12 protein-coding genes and 2 tRNA genes are annotated in these 16,629 nt (G+C 61.3%); 10 read left to right on the forward strand and 4 right to left on the reverse strand.

Going from position 1 to position 16,629, the window contains the following annotated elements; all coding sequences use genetic code 11:
- The first annotated feature begins 33 nt into the window (after positions 1-33).
- Entirely contained in the window at positions 34-1,335 is a 1,302-nt protein-coding gene (locus ACYQ2I_RS16305; protein ID WP_460168095.1) for a DUF1015 domain-containing protein, read from the forward strand.
- A 133-nt stretch (positions 1,336-1,468) separates the two neighbouring features.
- Here ACYQ2I_RS16305 and ACYQ2I_RS16310 read toward each other — a convergent pair whose 3' ends face one another.
- The gene (locus tag ACYQ2I_RS16310) at positions 1,469-3,820 is read right to left on the reverse strand and encodes a M48 family metalloprotease (protein WP_460168096.1); all 2,352 of its coding nucleotides are present in this window, start codon (positions 3,818-3,820) and stop codon (positions 1,469-1,471) included.
- A gap of 474 nt (positions 3,821-4,294) precedes the next feature.
- Here ACYQ2I_RS16310 and ACYQ2I_RS16315 point away from each other — a divergent pair, with 474 nt between their 5' ends.
- The 3 genes from ACYQ2I_RS16315 (at position 4,295) to ACYQ2I_RS16325 (ending at position 6,442) form a co-directional block, all read left to right on the forward strand.
- On the forward strand, positions 4,295-5,041 hold the full coding sequence (locus tag ACYQ2I_RS16315) for a ParA family protein (protein WP_460168097.1): 747 nt from the start codon (positions 4,295-4,297) through the stop codon (positions 5,039-5,041).
- Positions 5,034-6,113: a ParB/RepB/Spo0J family partition protein gene (locus ACYQ2I_RS16320; protein WP_460168098.1), complete on the forward strand. Its 1,080-nt coding sequence runs from the start codon at positions 5,034-5,036 to the stop codon at positions 6,111-6,113. Before ACYQ2I_RS16315 ends, ACYQ2I_RS16320 begins: the two co-directional genes overlap by 8 nt.
- 254 nt (positions 6,114-6,367) lie before the next feature.
- Positions 6,368-6,442: transfer RNA gene (locus tag ACYQ2I_RS16325), tRNA-Pro, on the forward strand.
- A 278-nt stretch (positions 6,443-6,720) separates the two neighbouring features.
- On the opposite strand, the gene ACYQ2I_RS16330 is transcribed toward ACYQ2I_RS16325, so the two are convergent.
- Positions 6,721-6,794 (reverse strand) — tRNA-Asp (locus ACYQ2I_RS16330).
- Between the two features lie 387 nt (positions 6,795-7,181).
- Between ACYQ2I_RS16330 and ACYQ2I_RS16335 the strand changes: the two genes are divergently transcribed.
- The 6 genes from ACYQ2I_RS16335 to hemA all read left to right on the forward strand — a co-directional run bounded on the left by ACYQ2I_RS16335 (position 7,182) and on the right by hemA (position 15,063).
- Positions 7,182-7,367, forward strand: coding sequence for a hypothetical protein (locus tag ACYQ2I_RS16335; RefSeq protein WP_460168099.1), 186 nt, complete (start codon positions 7,182-7,184; stop codon positions 7,365-7,367).
- Positions 7,368-7,583: 216 nt separating this feature from the next.
- Positions 7,584-8,978, forward strand: a complete 1,395-nt coding sequence (gene argH / locus ACYQ2I_RS16340) for an argininosuccinate lyase (RefSeq protein ID WP_460168100.1) — start codon at positions 7,584-7,586, stop codon at positions 8,976-8,978.
- Between the two features lie 339 nt (positions 8,979-9,317).
- A complete protein-coding gene (locus tag ACYQ2I_RS16345; protein ID WP_460168101.1) occupies positions 9,318-11,591 on the forward strand; it encodes a hypothetical protein in 2,274 nt (757 codons plus the stop codon).
- Positions 11,592-11,695: 104 nt separating this feature from the next.
- Complete coding sequence (locus ACYQ2I_RS16350) at positions 11,696-12,757, forward strand: sigma-54 interaction domain-containing protein (protein ID WP_460168102.1); 1,062 nt, start codon at positions 11,696-11,698, stop codon at positions 12,755-12,757.
- Positions 12,758-12,838: 81 nt separating this feature from the next.
- Complete coding sequence (gene ccsA, locus ACYQ2I_RS16355) at positions 12,839-13,798, forward strand: cytochrome c biogenesis protein CcsA (protein ID WP_460168103.1); 960 nt, start codon at positions 12,839-12,841, stop codon at positions 13,796-13,798.
- Positions 13,798-15,063 carry a glutamyl-tRNA reductase gene (gene hemA, locus ACYQ2I_RS16360; RefSeq protein ID WP_460168104.1) on the forward strand — a complete coding sequence of 422 codons (1,266 nt, stop codon included), beginning with the start codon at positions 13,798-13,800 and terminating at the stop codon, positions 15,061-15,063. Before ccsA ends, hemA begins: the two co-directional genes overlap by 1 nt.
- A 157-nt stretch (positions 15,064-15,220) precedes the next feature.
- On the opposite strand, the gene ACYQ2I_RS16365 is transcribed toward hemA, so the two are convergent.
- Positions 15,221-15,568 (reverse strand): hypothetical protein, encoded by a 348-nt coding sequence (locus ACYQ2I_RS16365; RefSeq protein WP_460168105.1) that lies wholly within the window; start codon positions 15,566-15,568, stop codon positions 15,221-15,223.
- A gap of 229 nt (positions 15,569-15,797) precedes the next feature.
- Positions 15,798-16,601 carry an SMC-Scp complex subunit ScpB gene (gene scpB, locus ACYQ2I_RS16370; protein WP_460168106.1) on the reverse strand — a complete coding sequence of 268 codons (804 nt, stop codon included), beginning with the start codon at positions 16,599-16,601 and terminating at the stop codon, positions 15,798-15,800.
- Positions 16,602-16,629 lie beyond the last annotated feature (28 nt).

The raw sequence follows: 16,629 nt of genomic DNA on the forward strand, positions 1-16,629 counted from the left end.
CGTTCCCGCTTTAGAAAGTCCACCGACGCTTCCATGCCCGAGATTCAAGCCTTTCGTGGGATTCGTTACAACCTGGGTCAAGTCGGCGCGTTGAGCGACGTGATCGCACCGCCTTACGACGTGATCGACGAACACCTTCAGGACGAACTGTACAAAAAGCATCCCTGCAACGTGGTGCGATTGATTCTCAACCGGCAGGAGCCGGCCGACGACGAGGCCGACAACCGCTACATTCGGGCGAAAAAGTTTCTCGACACTTGGCTCAAACAGGGCGTGCTGGTCACCGAAGCCGATCCGGCCATCTACGTCTATCACCAAGAATTCGAAGTCGAAGGCCGCCGATTCGTGCGGCGAGGCTTCATGGCCCGTTCGAAACTGGAGCCCTTCGGGACGGGTACCGTCTTCCCGCACGAAGAAACCCTTCCCGGTCCCAAGATGGACCGCCTGATGCTGATGACCGTCTGCAAGGCGAATCTCAGCCAAATCTTCGGTTTGTATCCCGATCCCCAAACCGAAGTACAAGCCGCGCTCGACGCCGCCGTCGCCGACAAGACACCGTTGGTCGCCCGTGATCACCTGGGGGTCGAGCACCGACTGTGGCCGGCTACCGATGTCGACGTCATCGCCGCCGTGACCTCGGCAATGAGCAATCGCCCCGTTTTCATCGCCGACGGTCATCACCGCTACGAAACGGCCCTTGAATACATGCGCCACGTCGCCGAGATGGGACTTTTGCACCCCGAACACCCGGCTCGCTACGTGCTGATGATGTGCGTGGCGATGGAGGATCCCGGCCTGACCGTACTCCCCACGCACCGGCTGTTCACGGGCGTGCCGGAACTCGACGCCGGGGAACTGGCGGCCAAGCTCGGCGACGCGTTCGAGACCGAGACGGTTGCGCAAGGTCCGCAGGCGGCCCATCAACTTTGGGAGCGAATCGAACAAGACGGCAACCAAGGCTCGCTTGCACTGTACACCCGCAAAGACGACACCTGGACCTTGGCCCGCATCACGCCCGCCGGGCAGGAACGCATGGAACAGGTGGCCGCCGATCATACCGAAGCATGGCGATCGCTCGGTGTAGCCATTCTCCACCGCCTGGTGATCGAGAATCTGTTGGGCGTCACCGAATTGCCCAAGCCCGCTTACGTCCACCTGGTACGTGAAGTCGTCGAAGGACTCGAATCGGGCGAATACCCGATGGCGGCGCTGGTGTTGCCCGCTTCGGTGGACGACATCCGCAACGTCAGCCTGTCGGGCGAACGAATGCCTGCCAAGAGCACGTACTTCTACCCCAAACTCGCCTCGGGATTGGTCATCAATCCGCTCGAATAAGCGCGCAAGTGCACGTGAGCAAGCGACGAATCGCGACCTCGCAAGAATGCCAAACGGGTCTCGGCCCCAAACAACCGAGACCCGTTTCTAGTTCTACTGGGCCACACAACACCACTCCACAGAGGCACGCCGTTCAATCTTCGTCTTTGGCGACTGCAGGCGAAGGAAGCGGAGGCAGGCCGACGGCGGCTTCGATCTGTTCGCCGATCATGGCCAGTCGCGCGTAGCATCGCCGCAGCAACTCGCCGGTACGATCCAACAGGGCGTTCCCGACCTTGTACGATTGAATCAGCGGTTCATTCTGCGATTCGGAATCGGGCGCGTACACGTAGGCCCCGAGCGTCATTCCCGCTTGCACGTGTTCCAGGGGAAAGGGAATGGCATTCCAACTGTCGAGCAACGATCGGGTCAACGATGCAATCTCGTTCCCCGTTCGACTCCACACGTTTTCCAACCGCGACATCACGGCTCGATTCGGTTTGACGTTTGTAGCAACCTCAGCGATGAACTGAAAGCGGTTGCACAGCATTCCCAACTGCTCCAAGGTGCCGAGGGCGTCGCCGATCGCCCGCGTCGCCGGCATCAGTCTCTCGGCCTCGCGGTAAAGAGCCTGCCCGTCGGGAATCCGCTTGAGGACTTCCGGCGATCCCAGCAATCGCAGCGAGTCAAACAATCGCCGAGCGAGCAGGTTTTCCCATTCGGTCAGCGATCGGCCGATCTGCGCAAGTTCGCCTCGAATTTCGGCTTCGACCGCGGCGGCTTGGGCCGACGTTCCGAATCCACGCGGCATTTTCGACGGATCCACCGACAACCCCACGTCGACCACGATCCGAAGCGTTTCGACGATTTTCAGTTCTTCATATCGTTCGTCCCACTTTTCGAGTAGGGCGCGGGTGGTATCCCCGCGTGCAAGAATCTCGCGCCGTCGCTCTTCCAACGCCGCCTTCAGTTGCGATACGGTGAGTTCTTCCTGCCCCCACAGCGGCTCGAATCTCAAGGGACGCGTCACGCGAATCGCCGCTTGGAAGAATCGCCGATAGGCCAATTCGGCCGCGCTCTCTTTCTTCAGCGCGTCCGCCAGCTCATTTACCGGGCGAATCAAGTCGGGCCGAAAACGATCGCCCAACACGTGCCGGTAGTGGTCGAGCGTGACCTGCCGGCACAATCCGTCGAAATCGCGAAACAAGGCGGCCGCCGGCAGATCGCAGTGAAGCACGCCGGGGGCCTCCAACGACAACGCCCTTCGAATCCGATCGGGCGTCGACGGATGTGTATCGCTCCAGCGGGTCTTCTGACGCCCCAGCGTGTGATACACGACCGACCGCAAGTCCTCCGGCGTCGTCTCCCACTCGCTCACCAAAAAATGCGGAAAGCTGTCGGGCAGCCTCCCACTGCGGTAGAACTCTTCCAGCCGATCCGAGATGCGGGATTCGGCAAAAGTCAACTCCATCAGGCGTGTTTGCGTGTGGCCGAACTTGCGGGAACCGTTCAGCCAAATCTCGAACTGGTCGGCGTCGTACTCCTGCTCCCGCATCATGAATCCCGCGACCGCCACCGCCGCATGGAATAAGCCCCAAAAGATCAATCGCACGCCCCGCATGACCAGGCCGGTAACAATGCCGAAGAACTCGAAACCCCCGCCTGCTCGCTTGCACCAACCAACGATGCGGTCATGCCATTCGCTTTCAAATACGACGTACCCCAGCCACGATATGATGCGGCCGTTCAACCGCAGTAAAGTCGACGCCCAACCTTGGGTAAAGTGGCCCAGTTCGTGCGCGATGACACCGGCAAGTTGATCGGTTTTCAACCCGGCAACGAGCGGAAGGCCGACGTGCAGTTCCAGTCCTCCAAGACCGTGCCGGATTGCCGTGGCATTGTTTTCCAAGTTGACCGACACCCGGCGAGGAGACGGCGAGCCGACCTCTTCGACGAGCTTGTCGATCAAGGCGAACAACGCCGGTTCGGCCTCGCGGGTCAATCGATAGAAGTTCGTGGCGTTCTTCCTCCGGATGAACAGCGGGACGATCAACGCAGCCACCACCGTGACGCCGGCGATCAGGCCGATCAAATACGCAAGGAATCCCCAGCCTCGGCCCGCCGCCATCCAGAAGGTGTCATTCACGGCGTGCCGATACGTGAAATAGGCGGCCCCGACGATCAATCCCAGATAGATCGCCGCCAGTAACAACAAGACGATCGTGCACACCAAAACGCCGAGTTGATAGCGGAACGAAATCCCGATCGGTGGCAACGTGCCGCGAAAACATCCCAACACGTGCCGGGCGACGGCACCCAGTTCGGCGTCCGACTTCGGCCCGGCTCGCCCCTCTCTCGGTTTCGTTGCGTCGAATGCCTGCCGGGGATCGCTACCTGCGGTAAACGACGTCTTGCAGCGTGCACACGCTACCTGCTTGCCCTGCATGTGCGGCTGGATCGCGTATCCCTGCCCGCATCGAGGACACCGGATTCGAATCGTCGACATGAGATTGCCCCGCATGTGCGGAAAAGAATGGATGGCGACGAAGCCGCATCATCATGGACGACACGCGAGTCAGCGATCGTCGTCGGCGCATCGCACCTCCGAGGGTTCCCGCAGTATATCCCCTTGCAACTTCGATCTCTACGTTGCGACTCAGGTTTCCCGACACCGGATCGGAAAAATCAGGCCGGTCAAACGCGGCAAGGTTTCACGTGAAACACGCCTCGGCTACTTACAGAAGTTTCGCAAAGTTTGCGTTCCACGTGAAACAACCCGCCTCGCACGCAGGAACCTCTCCGCCTCGAGGGCCGCCCGGCAGCGGCAGGCGCGGGCTCTCCCGCGGCAAACTGGCATTTTTCACCCCGCGGGCGTTTGCTAGAATCGCCGATGACGTTTGACGCGAAGACCACGCGTCTTCCGCGCGCAGCAGGATCCGACCGACATCGCGACCGGCACCATCGGGCAAGGAGGCTCTTCGTGCCGAAAGTCATTTGCGTGGCCAATCAGAAAGGCGGCGTGGGCAAGACGACCACCGCCGTAAATCTGGCCGCGTGTCTGGCCAAGGCCTCTTCGCGTGTCTTGCTGATCGACCTCGATCCGCAGTGCAATGCCACCTCAGGTTTGGGAGAAATGCCGACCACGGACCATCCGTTGGTCGCCGGTCGGCCGTTAAGGGAGGACATCCGCCGCACCCGGATCGACGGCCTGCACCTGCTGCCCGGCAGCCGCAGTTTCCGCGACGTCGACGCCCTGGCCCGCGACGACGGCACCTACTCGGCCCGCTTGCGCCGCCAATTACTGGCCGGACCGGCCGGATACGATTACGTATTGCTCGATTGTCCGCCGTCGCTGGGAAGCCTGACCCGAACCGCCTTGGCCGGGTCGCAAGAGATCCTGATGCCCATCCAGTGCGAATACTTCGCCATGGAGGGGCTTGCCCAAATGATCGAGGTCATCCGCCTCGTAATGACCGAATACCCCAACCAGCTCCAGTTCGGCGGCATCTTGCTGACGATGTACGATCCCGCCTTGGAGCTGACCCTCGAAGTCGAACAGGAAGTCCGCGAGTTCTTCGGAGAAATCGTCTTTCACACGGTGATCCCTCGCGACGTCGCCGTCAGCGAGGCGCCCAGTCACGGATTGCCCGTCATCGAGTATGCTCCCCGCAGTCGCGGCGCCCGAGCATACGTCGAATTGTGCATGGAGGTGCTCGAAAGTGAGTAAAGACAAACGATTGGGTCGTGGTTTAGAGGCCCTTCTGGGACGCGTGCCGGAAGCTCCCGGCGAATCGCCCGACGGTGTGCCCAAGCCGCATGTACCCGCCGCAGGCGAAGGCGAAGCCCCTTACGGGAACTCGGTCGAACAACTCTATGAGATCCCCGACCGGCCGGCCGGTACGAAGCCGGTGACGCGCAAGCTCCACGGCCCGGTCCATTCGACGGGCATTCCCGTCGCCGACCTGCCGAGGCCGGGCGATGAACTCGACGTCGACCGCATCGATCCGAACCCTTTCCAACCCCGGGAACAGTTCGACGACGATGAAATCCGCGCCCTGGCCGACAGCCTCAAATCACACGGCCTGCTGCAACCGTTGATCGTCCGAAAGGCCGGCGACCGCTACCAGTTGGTGGCCGGAGAACGGCGACTACGGGCCGCAAAGGAGGCCGGATGGAAACGGGTTCCCGTCCGCATCATCGAGGCCGACGAACGAGAAATGGCCGAACTGGCCATCGTCGAAAACTTGCAGCGCAAAGACTTGAACCCGCTCGAAAAGGCCGCTTCGTTCCGGCGATACCTCCAAGAATACGACGCAACCCAAGACGAGCTCGCCTCGCGACTGAACATCGACCGCTCTACCGTGGCCAACCTGATTCGTCTGCTCGATCTGCCCGAGCCGCTGCAAGAAGCCCTCCGGCAAAACCGGCTGACGCAAGGCCACGCCCGCGCTCTGCTGGGGCTGCCCACCGCCGAGGATCAAATCGAGGCGGGCAAGTACGTCGAGCAAGAAGGGCTCAGCGTTCGAAAGACCGAGGCCCTCGTCCAAGCGTGGCTACGAGGCGAACGCCCCGGGACGTCGCCGTCGAAATCGGCAGGCAAGAAATCCTCCGCCGTGGCCACCGTGCCCGGGGACCACCTAGCCGCACTCGAACAGGAATTCCGTCGGGCACTCGGTTCGAAGGTGAAACTGGTCCACAACGGAAACGGCCGCGGCAAAATCGTCATCTCCTTCCGATCGCATGAAGAGTTCGAGCGATTGCGCGACTACATCTGCGGGCCGCTCGATGAAGAAACGTGAGCGGACTCGGTCGCCGGGCGATCGGCCTGCCGATGCGAATTTTCGCCCGGCAACGTGCAGCGTCCTCCCATTGCCGCGGCAACGCGGCCGAGTTAGGATGCAAGGATCGCAATCGGCACACGCCGAGCCGCAAGGCTCGGTTGTCGACAATATGCAATTCATGGCCGGGTGCTCGCCCGTCTGATGCAGCTTGTGCGACGGATCGAACCGACCCGACAGCTCGGCGTCACCCGCAACACGATTCACAACCGCTTCGGGGCGTAGCGCAGCCTGGTTAGCGCGTCTGCTTTGGGAGCAGAAAGTCGCCGGTTCGAATCCGGCCGCCCCGATTCCTGACGGGTACACTTGGCACCCAATCGCAAAGCCCGGAAATCCCGGGCTTTCTCCGTTTCTTGGCAGGGAATCTTCCGTGTAAGGTAGGCCGTCCCGGCATCCCATCGATGCCCCGCTGCTTGCGCGCGCCGCTACCCGTATTTAGACGCCCAAACAGATGACCCCGCCTATTATGTGACTGTATCCCCCCCAGAAATCGGCCGCACCAGCCTCGCATTATGCTCGGGGTGCCGCAAGAAACAAAAAAACGCGACGCAATGCGCCGCGTGGAAAGCGAGGGTGACGGGACTCGAACCCGCAACCACTGGATCGACAGTCCAGTACTCTAACCAATTGAGCTACACCCCCGACCGGTCGATTCGACCGTCGCATGAGAGAGAACAATCCCTCACGCGGGAGATTTTCGATTATATAGGTCGCCGAAGACGACTTGCAAGGGGGATCGGGCCAAATTCATCTGCCGCTTGCCGCTCGTTCCGTCCGGATCGAATCGGCTCTTCCGATCCCGCCGATGAGTTCTATTTTGCCGACCCGCCCGCGTCTTCGACAAGGCCCCCTCCAGTGCGTTTTCCAATCCCGGCAGCGCTTCCGACAAGCCCCCATCCCGCTCGTTCCTGCCGTCGGATCACCGCAAAATAACCTAGACTTATGATGGGCAGAACACGATTTCCGTTCGCACAACCTTCGGCTGGGACGACCGATTCGGATTCGGTCGCGTAACGTGGAATGACAACCATGTTGTTAGCGTACCTGTACAAATACGGCAACAAGACGCTCCTCCAAATCGTCCTCTATTGGGCCGATCGCGGACTGAACAAGCTGTGCCATTTGAACGTGCGAGAATGGATGGTCCTGTTCGTGGTCGTCATTCTGATCGGGGCCGTCTGCATGCGCGGCTTCGGTTCGCGGAAGGAATACTAACGCCCGCCCGAAATCGCCTCGTCTCTTGTTTTCCTGCTCTACGCAAACATCCCCTTTTGTCATGCCGCTCGGAATGTCGGCGACGTCGAATTGTGCACGGCGGGACACGCTTGCGCGCTTTGGCGGCACGTTGACATGTCGCCGTAAGGCATTTAGAGTAGGGAAGTTGGTGCAAATTGGGAAGATTCCGGTTTCTGCCCACGGAAAGGATCGGCGGTGGCGGACAAACCTTGGTCTGGCGTATTTCAAGAGGCAACGGATCGCCGTGTCGAACGGTTCAGCGAAAGCATCAGCTTCGACCGCCGACTCTACGCCCATGACATCACCGGATCGATCGCACATGCCGAGATGCTCGCCCGCGTAGGCCTGTTGACCGAGCAAGAGTGCCGCGAAATCAAGCAGGGCCTGCTCGAGATCCGCGACGAAATCGAATCGGGGCGATTCACGTACCGGATCGAACTGGAAGACATCCACATGCATATCGAGCGGGCGCTGATCGAAAAGATCGGCGACACGGGGCGCAAGCTCCACACCGCCCGCAGCCGAAACGACCAAATCGCTACCGACACCCGTCTTTGGATACGCGACGCGATCGACCGGATCGACGGCTTGCTGTCGGAACTGCAAAAGGCGTTCGTCTCGCGTTGTGAGCGTGATTTCAACGTCATCTTGCCCGGCTACACACACTTGCAGAGGGCGCAACCCGTCTTGGCACCGCACTATTGGCTGGCCTACTGCGAGAAGTTCGCCCGCGACCGCGAACGACTGGCCGACTGCCGCAAGCGGGTAAACGTGTGTCCGCTGGGTTCGGCCGCCCTTGCCGGAACCACGCTGCCGATCGATCGGCACGCCACGGCCGAGGCGCTCGGGTTCGACCGCCCCAGCGACAACAGCCTCGACTCGGTAAGCGACCGCGACTACATCCTCGAGTTCGTGTTCGCCCTGACCCAAACGGCATTGCACCTGAGCACGCTGGCCGAAGAGTGGATCTTGTGGTCGACGGTCGAATACGGCTTTTTGAAGCTACCGCAGTCGTTTTGCACCGGCTCGTCGATCATGCCGCAAAAAGTGAACCCCGATGTACTCGAGCTGATTCGAGGAAAGACGGGGCGCGTCGTCGGCGACCTCCAGCAGTTGATCGTGTTGGTCAAAGGGCTGCCGACGGCCTACAACCGGGATTTGCAAGAAGACAAACCGTCGTTGTTCGATGCCTTCGATACCGTCGAGATTTGCCTCGAACTGGCGGCACCGCTGGTGGCGGGCGCCGAGCTGAATCGAGAAGCGATTGCCGCTCGACTCGAGCACGGTTATCTCGACGCAACGACGCTCATGGAGTACCTCATCCGCCGCGGCATTCCGCAGCGAACGGCACACGGGCTGGTGGGAAGACTCGTCCGCAAGGCCATGGAAAAAGGCTGTCCGCTGCGAGAACTGTCGCTCGACGAATTGCGGGAGGCGGAACCGAGCCTGGACGAAAGCGTTTACAACGTGCTGGGCGTCGAAAACACCGTAAAAGCCATGCAAAGCTACGGTTCGACGGCCCCGGACCAGGTTCGGCAGCAAATCCTCCGCTGGAAGGAGAGGTTGAATCTCGTCTCGGAAGACGACTGATCGCAGCCGCGGTGCGGAACACCGCTGTTGCTCGTCGGGGTCGCGGGACCGACCGGTTCGGCCCGTCCGGCCCGTCGAATCGACATAACCGGCATATGCCTCCTGATCCAGGCGTGCCGTTCCCGTCATTGGTTCGGCATGACAATGGGATAGTGGTGCGCCGGTGAAGCGACGTCCTAGATTATAGTGTGTTTCCCGACGTGAACGGTCGTACCGCACCATTGCCGCCTGCGACCGATGCCCTATTTTGTCGGAAACACCAACGACGTAGTGCGAGAAAGTCGCCGCCGTCGCGGCGGCCGGCAGAAACGAGCAACCGGATCGAACGAGAACGATATCATGCGTCGAGCGATACACATCCTGGTCGTCGTGTCGGTCGTTGCGACCGTTTCTCGCATGGGGCTTGCCCAAGAGAATCCGTTCGGGGTTCCGCAAGGCGAGCCCGCCGGCCCGAGGACCGAGGCAAGAGAAGAAGTCGAGCTTCCACCGCCGCCGGAACCGGAAGATCCTGCCGTAGCGGCCCTGCTGGCGACCAATCCGAGTACGCCTTTGGAGAAGCTCCGCGCGGCGATCGTGCTGGTCGATCTCGGCGCCGTCGACAAGGCCAAAACGTTCGTCGACGATCTGCTGGGAGCCGACCTGGACGACGCCACGTTGGTCTCGCTGGCCGACCAGATCGGCGCTTCGAAGTTGTACGCGTTGGCGGCCGATCGTGACTTGGCGCCGTCGGGGCGAGAATTGAGCTTGGCCATTTTCGCCGCCGTCGAGCGTCGTAATCGGGATCCGCAACGCATCGCCCGACTGATCGACGAGTTGAAAACCGCTGAAGGGGACGCACTTTGGTTCGCCGTCGACGGCTTGCGGCAGGCCGGTCAGGCGGCCGTCGGTCCGCTCGTCGAACAGCTCGTCGATCCGACCCAAGCAGCTCACACGGCCCGCATCCGCCAGGCGTTGGCCGCACTGGGCAGCAACGCCGCCGGTCCGCTGGGGGCCTTGTTGGACGCCGACGATCCGGAGATCCGCCGGCACGCGATTCTCGCCTTGGCCGCCCTCGGAGAACGCGAAACGATCTACGATCTGCTGTCGGTTCGGATGGATCCCGAGACCTCCCAAGAGATCCGCGAGTTGGCCGAGGCTGCCGTGCTCAAGCTGATGGGGCGTCTGCCCTCGCCGAACGAGTCGATACGCCTGTTGGCCGCTAAAGCAACAGCCGCGTTGCAACCGCCTACGGCCTTCGGCCCGGACGATCCGACGGAGGTCGACTACGCCCTCTGGAATGACCAGGCGAACAAACTTGAGATTTTGAAGATCGACCGGGAAGAGGCCCGACGCCGTCGAGCCGCTCGCTTTGCCGCGGCGGCACTTCGCGGGCAAGAGGACGATCCCGCGCTACGCTGCTTGTACGCCCAAGCCGCACTGGAAGACGAGGCGTTTCGATTCGGCATCGATCGGTTGATGTGGGAATGGGATCCGCAGCTTGCGGCCGTGGTAGAAGACTTCACGACAGGCGAGTTGTCGCTGGTCTTGGAGAGGTGTCTCGACGAAGAACTGGTCGCCGCATCGATGGGAGCGGTCCGCGTGCTGGAACACCGGGGCGACCTGTCGGTCCTCTACGAGCGGAAAGAAAGCGTCTCACCACTGGTCGACGCGATGCGGTTCGGCGACCGTCGCGTGCGCTTCGCGGCGATGCAGGCCGCATTGAAGCTCAACGCAGGTAGCCCCTTCCCCGGTGCGGGATACGTGTCGGACAGCCTCGTGTACTTCGCCTCGACGACGGGCAAACGACGCGCCATCGTCGCCGGCCCCTCCGTCGCCGACTCGATGCGGATCGCCGGACACTTGGAACGTGAAGGTTTCGACGTGGTTACCGTCGCCGCCGGTCGTGAGGTGTTACGGGCGGTTTCTTCTTCGCCCGACTTCGAGTTGATTTTCCTTTCGGCCTCGATCCAAGGGCCTTCGCTTTCGTTGATGCTGGATCCGCTACGACAAATCCAAGGGACGGCGCGGATACCCGTGGGGATCTTCGCTACCGCCGATCAACTCGATCGCGCCCGCAAGTTGGCCGAGCGGGATCGTTGGGTCTTGGCCTTCGCGCGACCGCACGACCAGGAAAGCGTCCAGGAACAGACATCGCGTCTCTTGGCACTGCCCGATCGGGATTATCTATCGCGAGACGAACGCATCCGCCAGGCCCAAACGGCTTTGGACTGGATTCGCGCGTTGTACGAGCGTCCGAGTCCGGCGTATCCGTCGCTGGACGTCGAGGGCGTCGGCCTGCACGCTCTGACGGTCGCCGAGCTTCAAGATCGCGGTACGGCGATTCTGGCGCTGGTCGGCACACATCGGGCGCAAAAGGCGCTGGTCGATTTCGCGGGCCGCGTCAGCCTTCCCTTACCGCTGCGGGTGGCGGCCGTCGACGCCTTCCGGCGGAACGTCGAGCAGCACGGCGTGATGCTCACCACCGACGAAATCATGCTCCAGTACGATCGCTACAACGCCAGCGAAACGATGGACCCCGGTACGCAGAAGGTGTTCAGTTTGATCCTCGACATCATCGAAGCGCCGATGAAGATTCGGCAAATGCAAACCGCCACCGGTCGCCCCGAGACGTGAGCCTACCCTGGTCGGTTCGGCGGTCGACTCGCACCGCCCTCCGACCGCGAACTTCCCCCTAATTGCGTTGCGAGAACAGGAACGGAAACGGACGAGGCCCGGTAATGCGTACCGACGACAAGGCGGCGAGCCCTCCGATTCCCGAGTTGATCGGTTCGTCGCGGGCGATGCGCGAAGTCTATCACCTGACGCGTCGCGTCGCGGACTCCGACGCGTCCGTCCTATTGCTCGGGGAAACCGGTACCGGCAAAGAACTGATTGCCAAGGCGATCCACCGTCTTTCGCATCGCGGCAGCGGTCCGTTCGTGCGGGTCAATTGCGGAGCATTGGTCGAAAGTCTGCTGGAAAGCGAATTGTTCGGCCATGTCCGCGGCGCTTTCACCGGGGCCGTCGACAACCGTACCGGGCGATTCGAGGCCGCTCACACCGGTACGATCTTCCTCGACGAAATCAATTCGACCAGCCCCACATTGCAAGTCAAACTTCTGCGGGTGTTGCAGGAACACGAATTCGAACGCGTCGGCGATACGAAAACGATTCGGGTCGATGTCCGCGTCGTGGCCGCCAGCAACCGGGACCTGGTCCAAGAAGTCGAAGAAGAACGGTTTCGCGAAGACCTTTACTACCGGCTGAACGTGGTGACGATCTACGTTCCGCCGCTTCGAGAACGGCGGGAAGACATTCCCGAACTGGTCGGCCATTTCCTTCGCATCTACAATGAGCGAAACAACCGTCACGTGCCCCACGTCGATCGCAAGGCGATGCAGGCGTTACAAGACTACGACTGGCCGGGCAACGTGCGCGAACTACAGAACTACATCGAGCGGGCGGTGGTGTTGGCCCCGGGCGATGAAATCACCTGCGACCTGCTGCCCGACGTCGTCCTCGGTCGGCAAACGCCGCGGATCGGAAAACGGCGCACCGCCGACCTCGATTCGCTCGTCGGCGAACTGGTTCGTGTCGGCCTGGCGACCGCCGGTCCGGACGAAGACGCCCTGCACGCCAAGATCGTCAGCCGCGTCGAGCGAGAGTTGTTGGCCCAAGTGCTCGCCGCTTGCGACAACGTGCAAATCAAGGCAGCGGCCAAGTTGGGTATCAATCGCAATACGTTGCACAAGAAGATCAAGGAATACGGACTCCAAGAAACCGACGATCATGACGATTGACGCGCGGCCGCCGCGTTTTATCTTCCGGCGGCCGGTCGACCGGCCGCTCGCTCGGAAGCCATCGGAAGGGGAGCCTCGATCATGACCACGGCGATCATTGTTTGTCTGGCGATCGCCTACGCCGCGGCGCTGGTCATCGAATTTGCCGGTCTGCGACACAACTGGTCGTTCCGACGGCCGTTCAGCTTGGGATGCGTCACCGCCGGTTGGCTCGTCCACACCATCTACCTGATGTACCGACTAGCGGTCGTCTATCAAACTTCACCCGGTCTTTCCCTGTTCGGGATCAAGCAAGATTGGTATTTCGGAGCAGCTTGGGGGCTGGTGTTGATCTACCTGCTGTGGAGCCGATTCGACACGCGGCGGGCTTTTGCCGTTTGTCTCTTGCCGTTGGCTCTGGCGTTGCTGGCGGTAGGCTATTTTTTGGCCGACGCGCAACCGTTCGCCCGCGGTCCGGCATCCCAGGTTCTCGGTGCCGTTCACGGCATCTCGCTGTTGGTTGCCAGCTTGTCGGTGCTGGTGGCTTTCTCGGCGGGCGTGATGTACTTGGGGCAAAGCTTTCGCCTGAAGCACAAACGCTTCGGGCGATTGCCGCTGCCGAGTCTGGAATGGCTTCGGCGGACGAACATCCGCGCGATCGGCGTGGCCATCGCGGCGCTGGCCGTCGGCATTTTTTCGGGGGTCGTGTTGAACGTGATTTCGGTGGAAGCCGGTGAGCCTCGTTTGCCCTGGTACGATCCGGTCGTGCTGGCGACCGCCGGAATGTTCGGATGGCTCGTGCTGATGGTCGGACTGGGCACGTTCTATCGTCCGGCTCGCGAAGGCCGCAAGGTCGCCTATTTGACGCTGGTCAGTTTCGTGTTCCTCGTGCTGGCGTTGGGCACGGTCCTTTCGCGCGTGACGCAACACGGCGGACGTCGCGACGACACCGCACCACCGGCAAGCAACCCCCAAAACGTATCCGCTGCAAAATCCTCCACGGCCGCGGTCTCGGCCATGATTCCGTCGCCCGATCACCTCTGCCGACGAGGTGATGCGTAATGAACGTGCAAGTCATCGGCTGCAATCACCGCACCGCTTCCGTCGAGATGCGCCAACGGCTGGCATTGGCGGCCGATGAGCTTCCGCGCGTACTCGAGGCTTTCGTCGATCGTTTTCCGGGCACCGAGGTCGTCATCGTCTCGACTTGCAACCGCGTCGAAATCTATACGGCCGCCGAAGAACGGTTGCCCTCGTTCGACGACGTCGTTCGCTTTCTCGTCTCGCATCGTCCCGCAGCAGATCAGGTGCCGTCCGATGCGTTCTACCACTACCGACACGCCGAGGCCGTGCGACATCTCTTCCGCGTGGCCGCCAGCCTCGACAGCATGGTCGTCGGTGAGGCCCAAATCCTGTCCCAAGTGAAAGAGGCTTATCGCATCGCCGTCGAAACCGAAACCACCGGCCCGATCACGCATGCGTGGTTCCAATCGGCGTTGAAAACCGCTCGTCGGGTCGCGTCGGAAACGGCCTTACAACAGCGACGGGTGAGCATTCCCAGCGTCGCCGTCGGCGACTTCGGACGCCGTATTTTCGAACGGTTCGACGACAAGATGGTACTCGTCATCGGGGCGGGCGAAATGGCCGACGAAACACTTCGCTACCTCCGCGAAGAAGGGGCCGTAATGGTCTCGGTCGTCAATCGCAGCCCCGACAAGGCCAAGGAACTCGCCGGCAAATGGAAGGGGACCGCTCTTCCCTGGGACCAGCGATTCGCCGCCCTGGATGCCGCCGACATCGTCGTAAGCACGACCGGCGCCGGCGAACCGATCGTGCGGGCGGACGACTTTCGCAAGACCGTTTCCCCTCGCTACGAACGTCCGTTGTTCATCCTCGATTTGGCCGTGCCGATGGACTTCGAGCGGGCGGTCGGTGATCTGCCCGGCGTCTACCTCTACTGCATCGACGACCTCGAAGAAGCCTGCGCCCGCAACCGCCGAGAACGCGATCGCGAGATCCCCATCGCCGAAAAGATCGTCGATCAAGAAACGCAAAACTTTCTCACGACGCTGCAACAACGGGTCAGCGGCCCGCTCATTCGCCGCCTGCGGGAAGATTGGCACGAAGTCAAAGAAGCCGAGCTGGCGCGCCTGTTCAACAAGCTTCCCGACCTGGACGACAGATCGAAACGCGAAATCCGGATCGCCTTCGATCGGCTGGTCAACAAGCTGTTGCATCCGCCCTTGGAATCGCTACGGGAACCGACCGCCGGAACCCTGTTGGAAGCGGTCAAGAAACTCTTCCGCTTGAGCGATCCGAACGAGTGATCCGAGGGCGGTTCAGGCCACAACGGGCAATCGCCTGCGCGCATACGAACAGGCCGCCGGGATCATCCAGGCGGCCTTGCTATATGCCGCGAAATTTTCGTCGTGCGGGCACTGGTCGGAGGACATTCAACACGACGGCAAGACGTGGGCGACGCCCTCACTCATCATCTTCGTCGTCCCATTCGTCATCCCAGTCTTCGTCTTCTTCGTCGTCGTCCCAGTCTTCGTCTTCTTCCCACTCGTCTTCGTCGTCTTCCCAATCCTCCTCGTCTTCTTCGTCAAGATCTTCGTCTTCAACTTCCTCCCATTCTTCTTCCCATTCGTCTTCTTCGTCCTCCTCCCAGTCCTCGTCCTCGTCGTCCCATTCCTCGTCGTCCCAATCGTCGTCGTCATCCATGCCATAGGCCAGGGGCAGCGACTCTCGCTCGTCTTGCTCCCACCACGCCCGTTCTTCTACACCCCACGACCGATTGCCGACGAATTCCACAGTGCCTGCAATCTTCACGGCTCAATCCCCTTGTTTCCAAAAAGGATGTTGGGTGGCAAACAACCGTTCATCGTCCGAGGAACCGGGGACCTCCCCTTCCCGGAAACGACACGTGTATCCGATTATCGGCAGTCCGTGCGCCGAATCCACGCTATTTTGCGAATAGATCGACGCGCCGTCGCAGCTGACGATTCGTCCTCGGCAACGCCAACCCATCCTATGCCTCTCCGAGTCGTGAGGGAAGTGTTTAGGCGCCTTCGGATGCCGATGGGTCACCGAGACCGGAATCTTCGTTCTCCTCCGCCTCCTCTACGGAAGCAGCGGTCGACACGTTTGCTTCGATCGGCTTACGGTACTCGGGAAATGGAAGTTCGTCCAGATCCCGTAACCCAAAAACTTCCAGAAAATACGAAGTCGTCCCGTATAGATACGGCCGTCCCAACTCGTCGCTTCGGCCGACGACCTTGACCAACCCTCGCTCGATCAATTGTCGTAGGATTTCCCCGCATTGAACGCCGCGGATCGCTTCGATTTCCGTCCGCAAAATGGGCTGTCGGTAGGCGACCACGGCAAGCGTTTCCAGTGCGGGTGACGAAAGACGCACTTCCAAGGGAAGGCGTCGTAATCGCCGCAGCCAAGACGCGAATTCCGGTCGCGTCCTCAATTGATATCCTTTTGCCACGGAAACCACGCGAAAAGCGCACCCACGTCGATCGTACAGTTCATTCAACCGTCGAACGAGGACATCGGTACGTGTGCGGGGCGGCAAGTCGGCCAACTGCGACAATTTTCCACCCGAAAGGGGGGCTTTAGCAAGAAAGAGGGCCGCTTCCAGCCTCGCCAATTCCGGCTCCCGTACAGCGGCATCTTCCTCGGTTTCGGGGCGCGAGCCGCCCGCCGGTTGCGGCGCGATCCCGCTGGTCGCTTGCCGGCCTCGACGAAACGGCATGCCCCATCGGACCTGCTCCGCCGCGCGTCCGCGCAAACCTTCCGCATGCTTTTTCTTCATGCGGCCAAGCCACGGAACGGCATACGGATTGCCAAATCTCATTGGGTCTCCCGACGGCATGAGACACGAG

This window comes from Thermostilla marina (assembly GCF_054657455.1).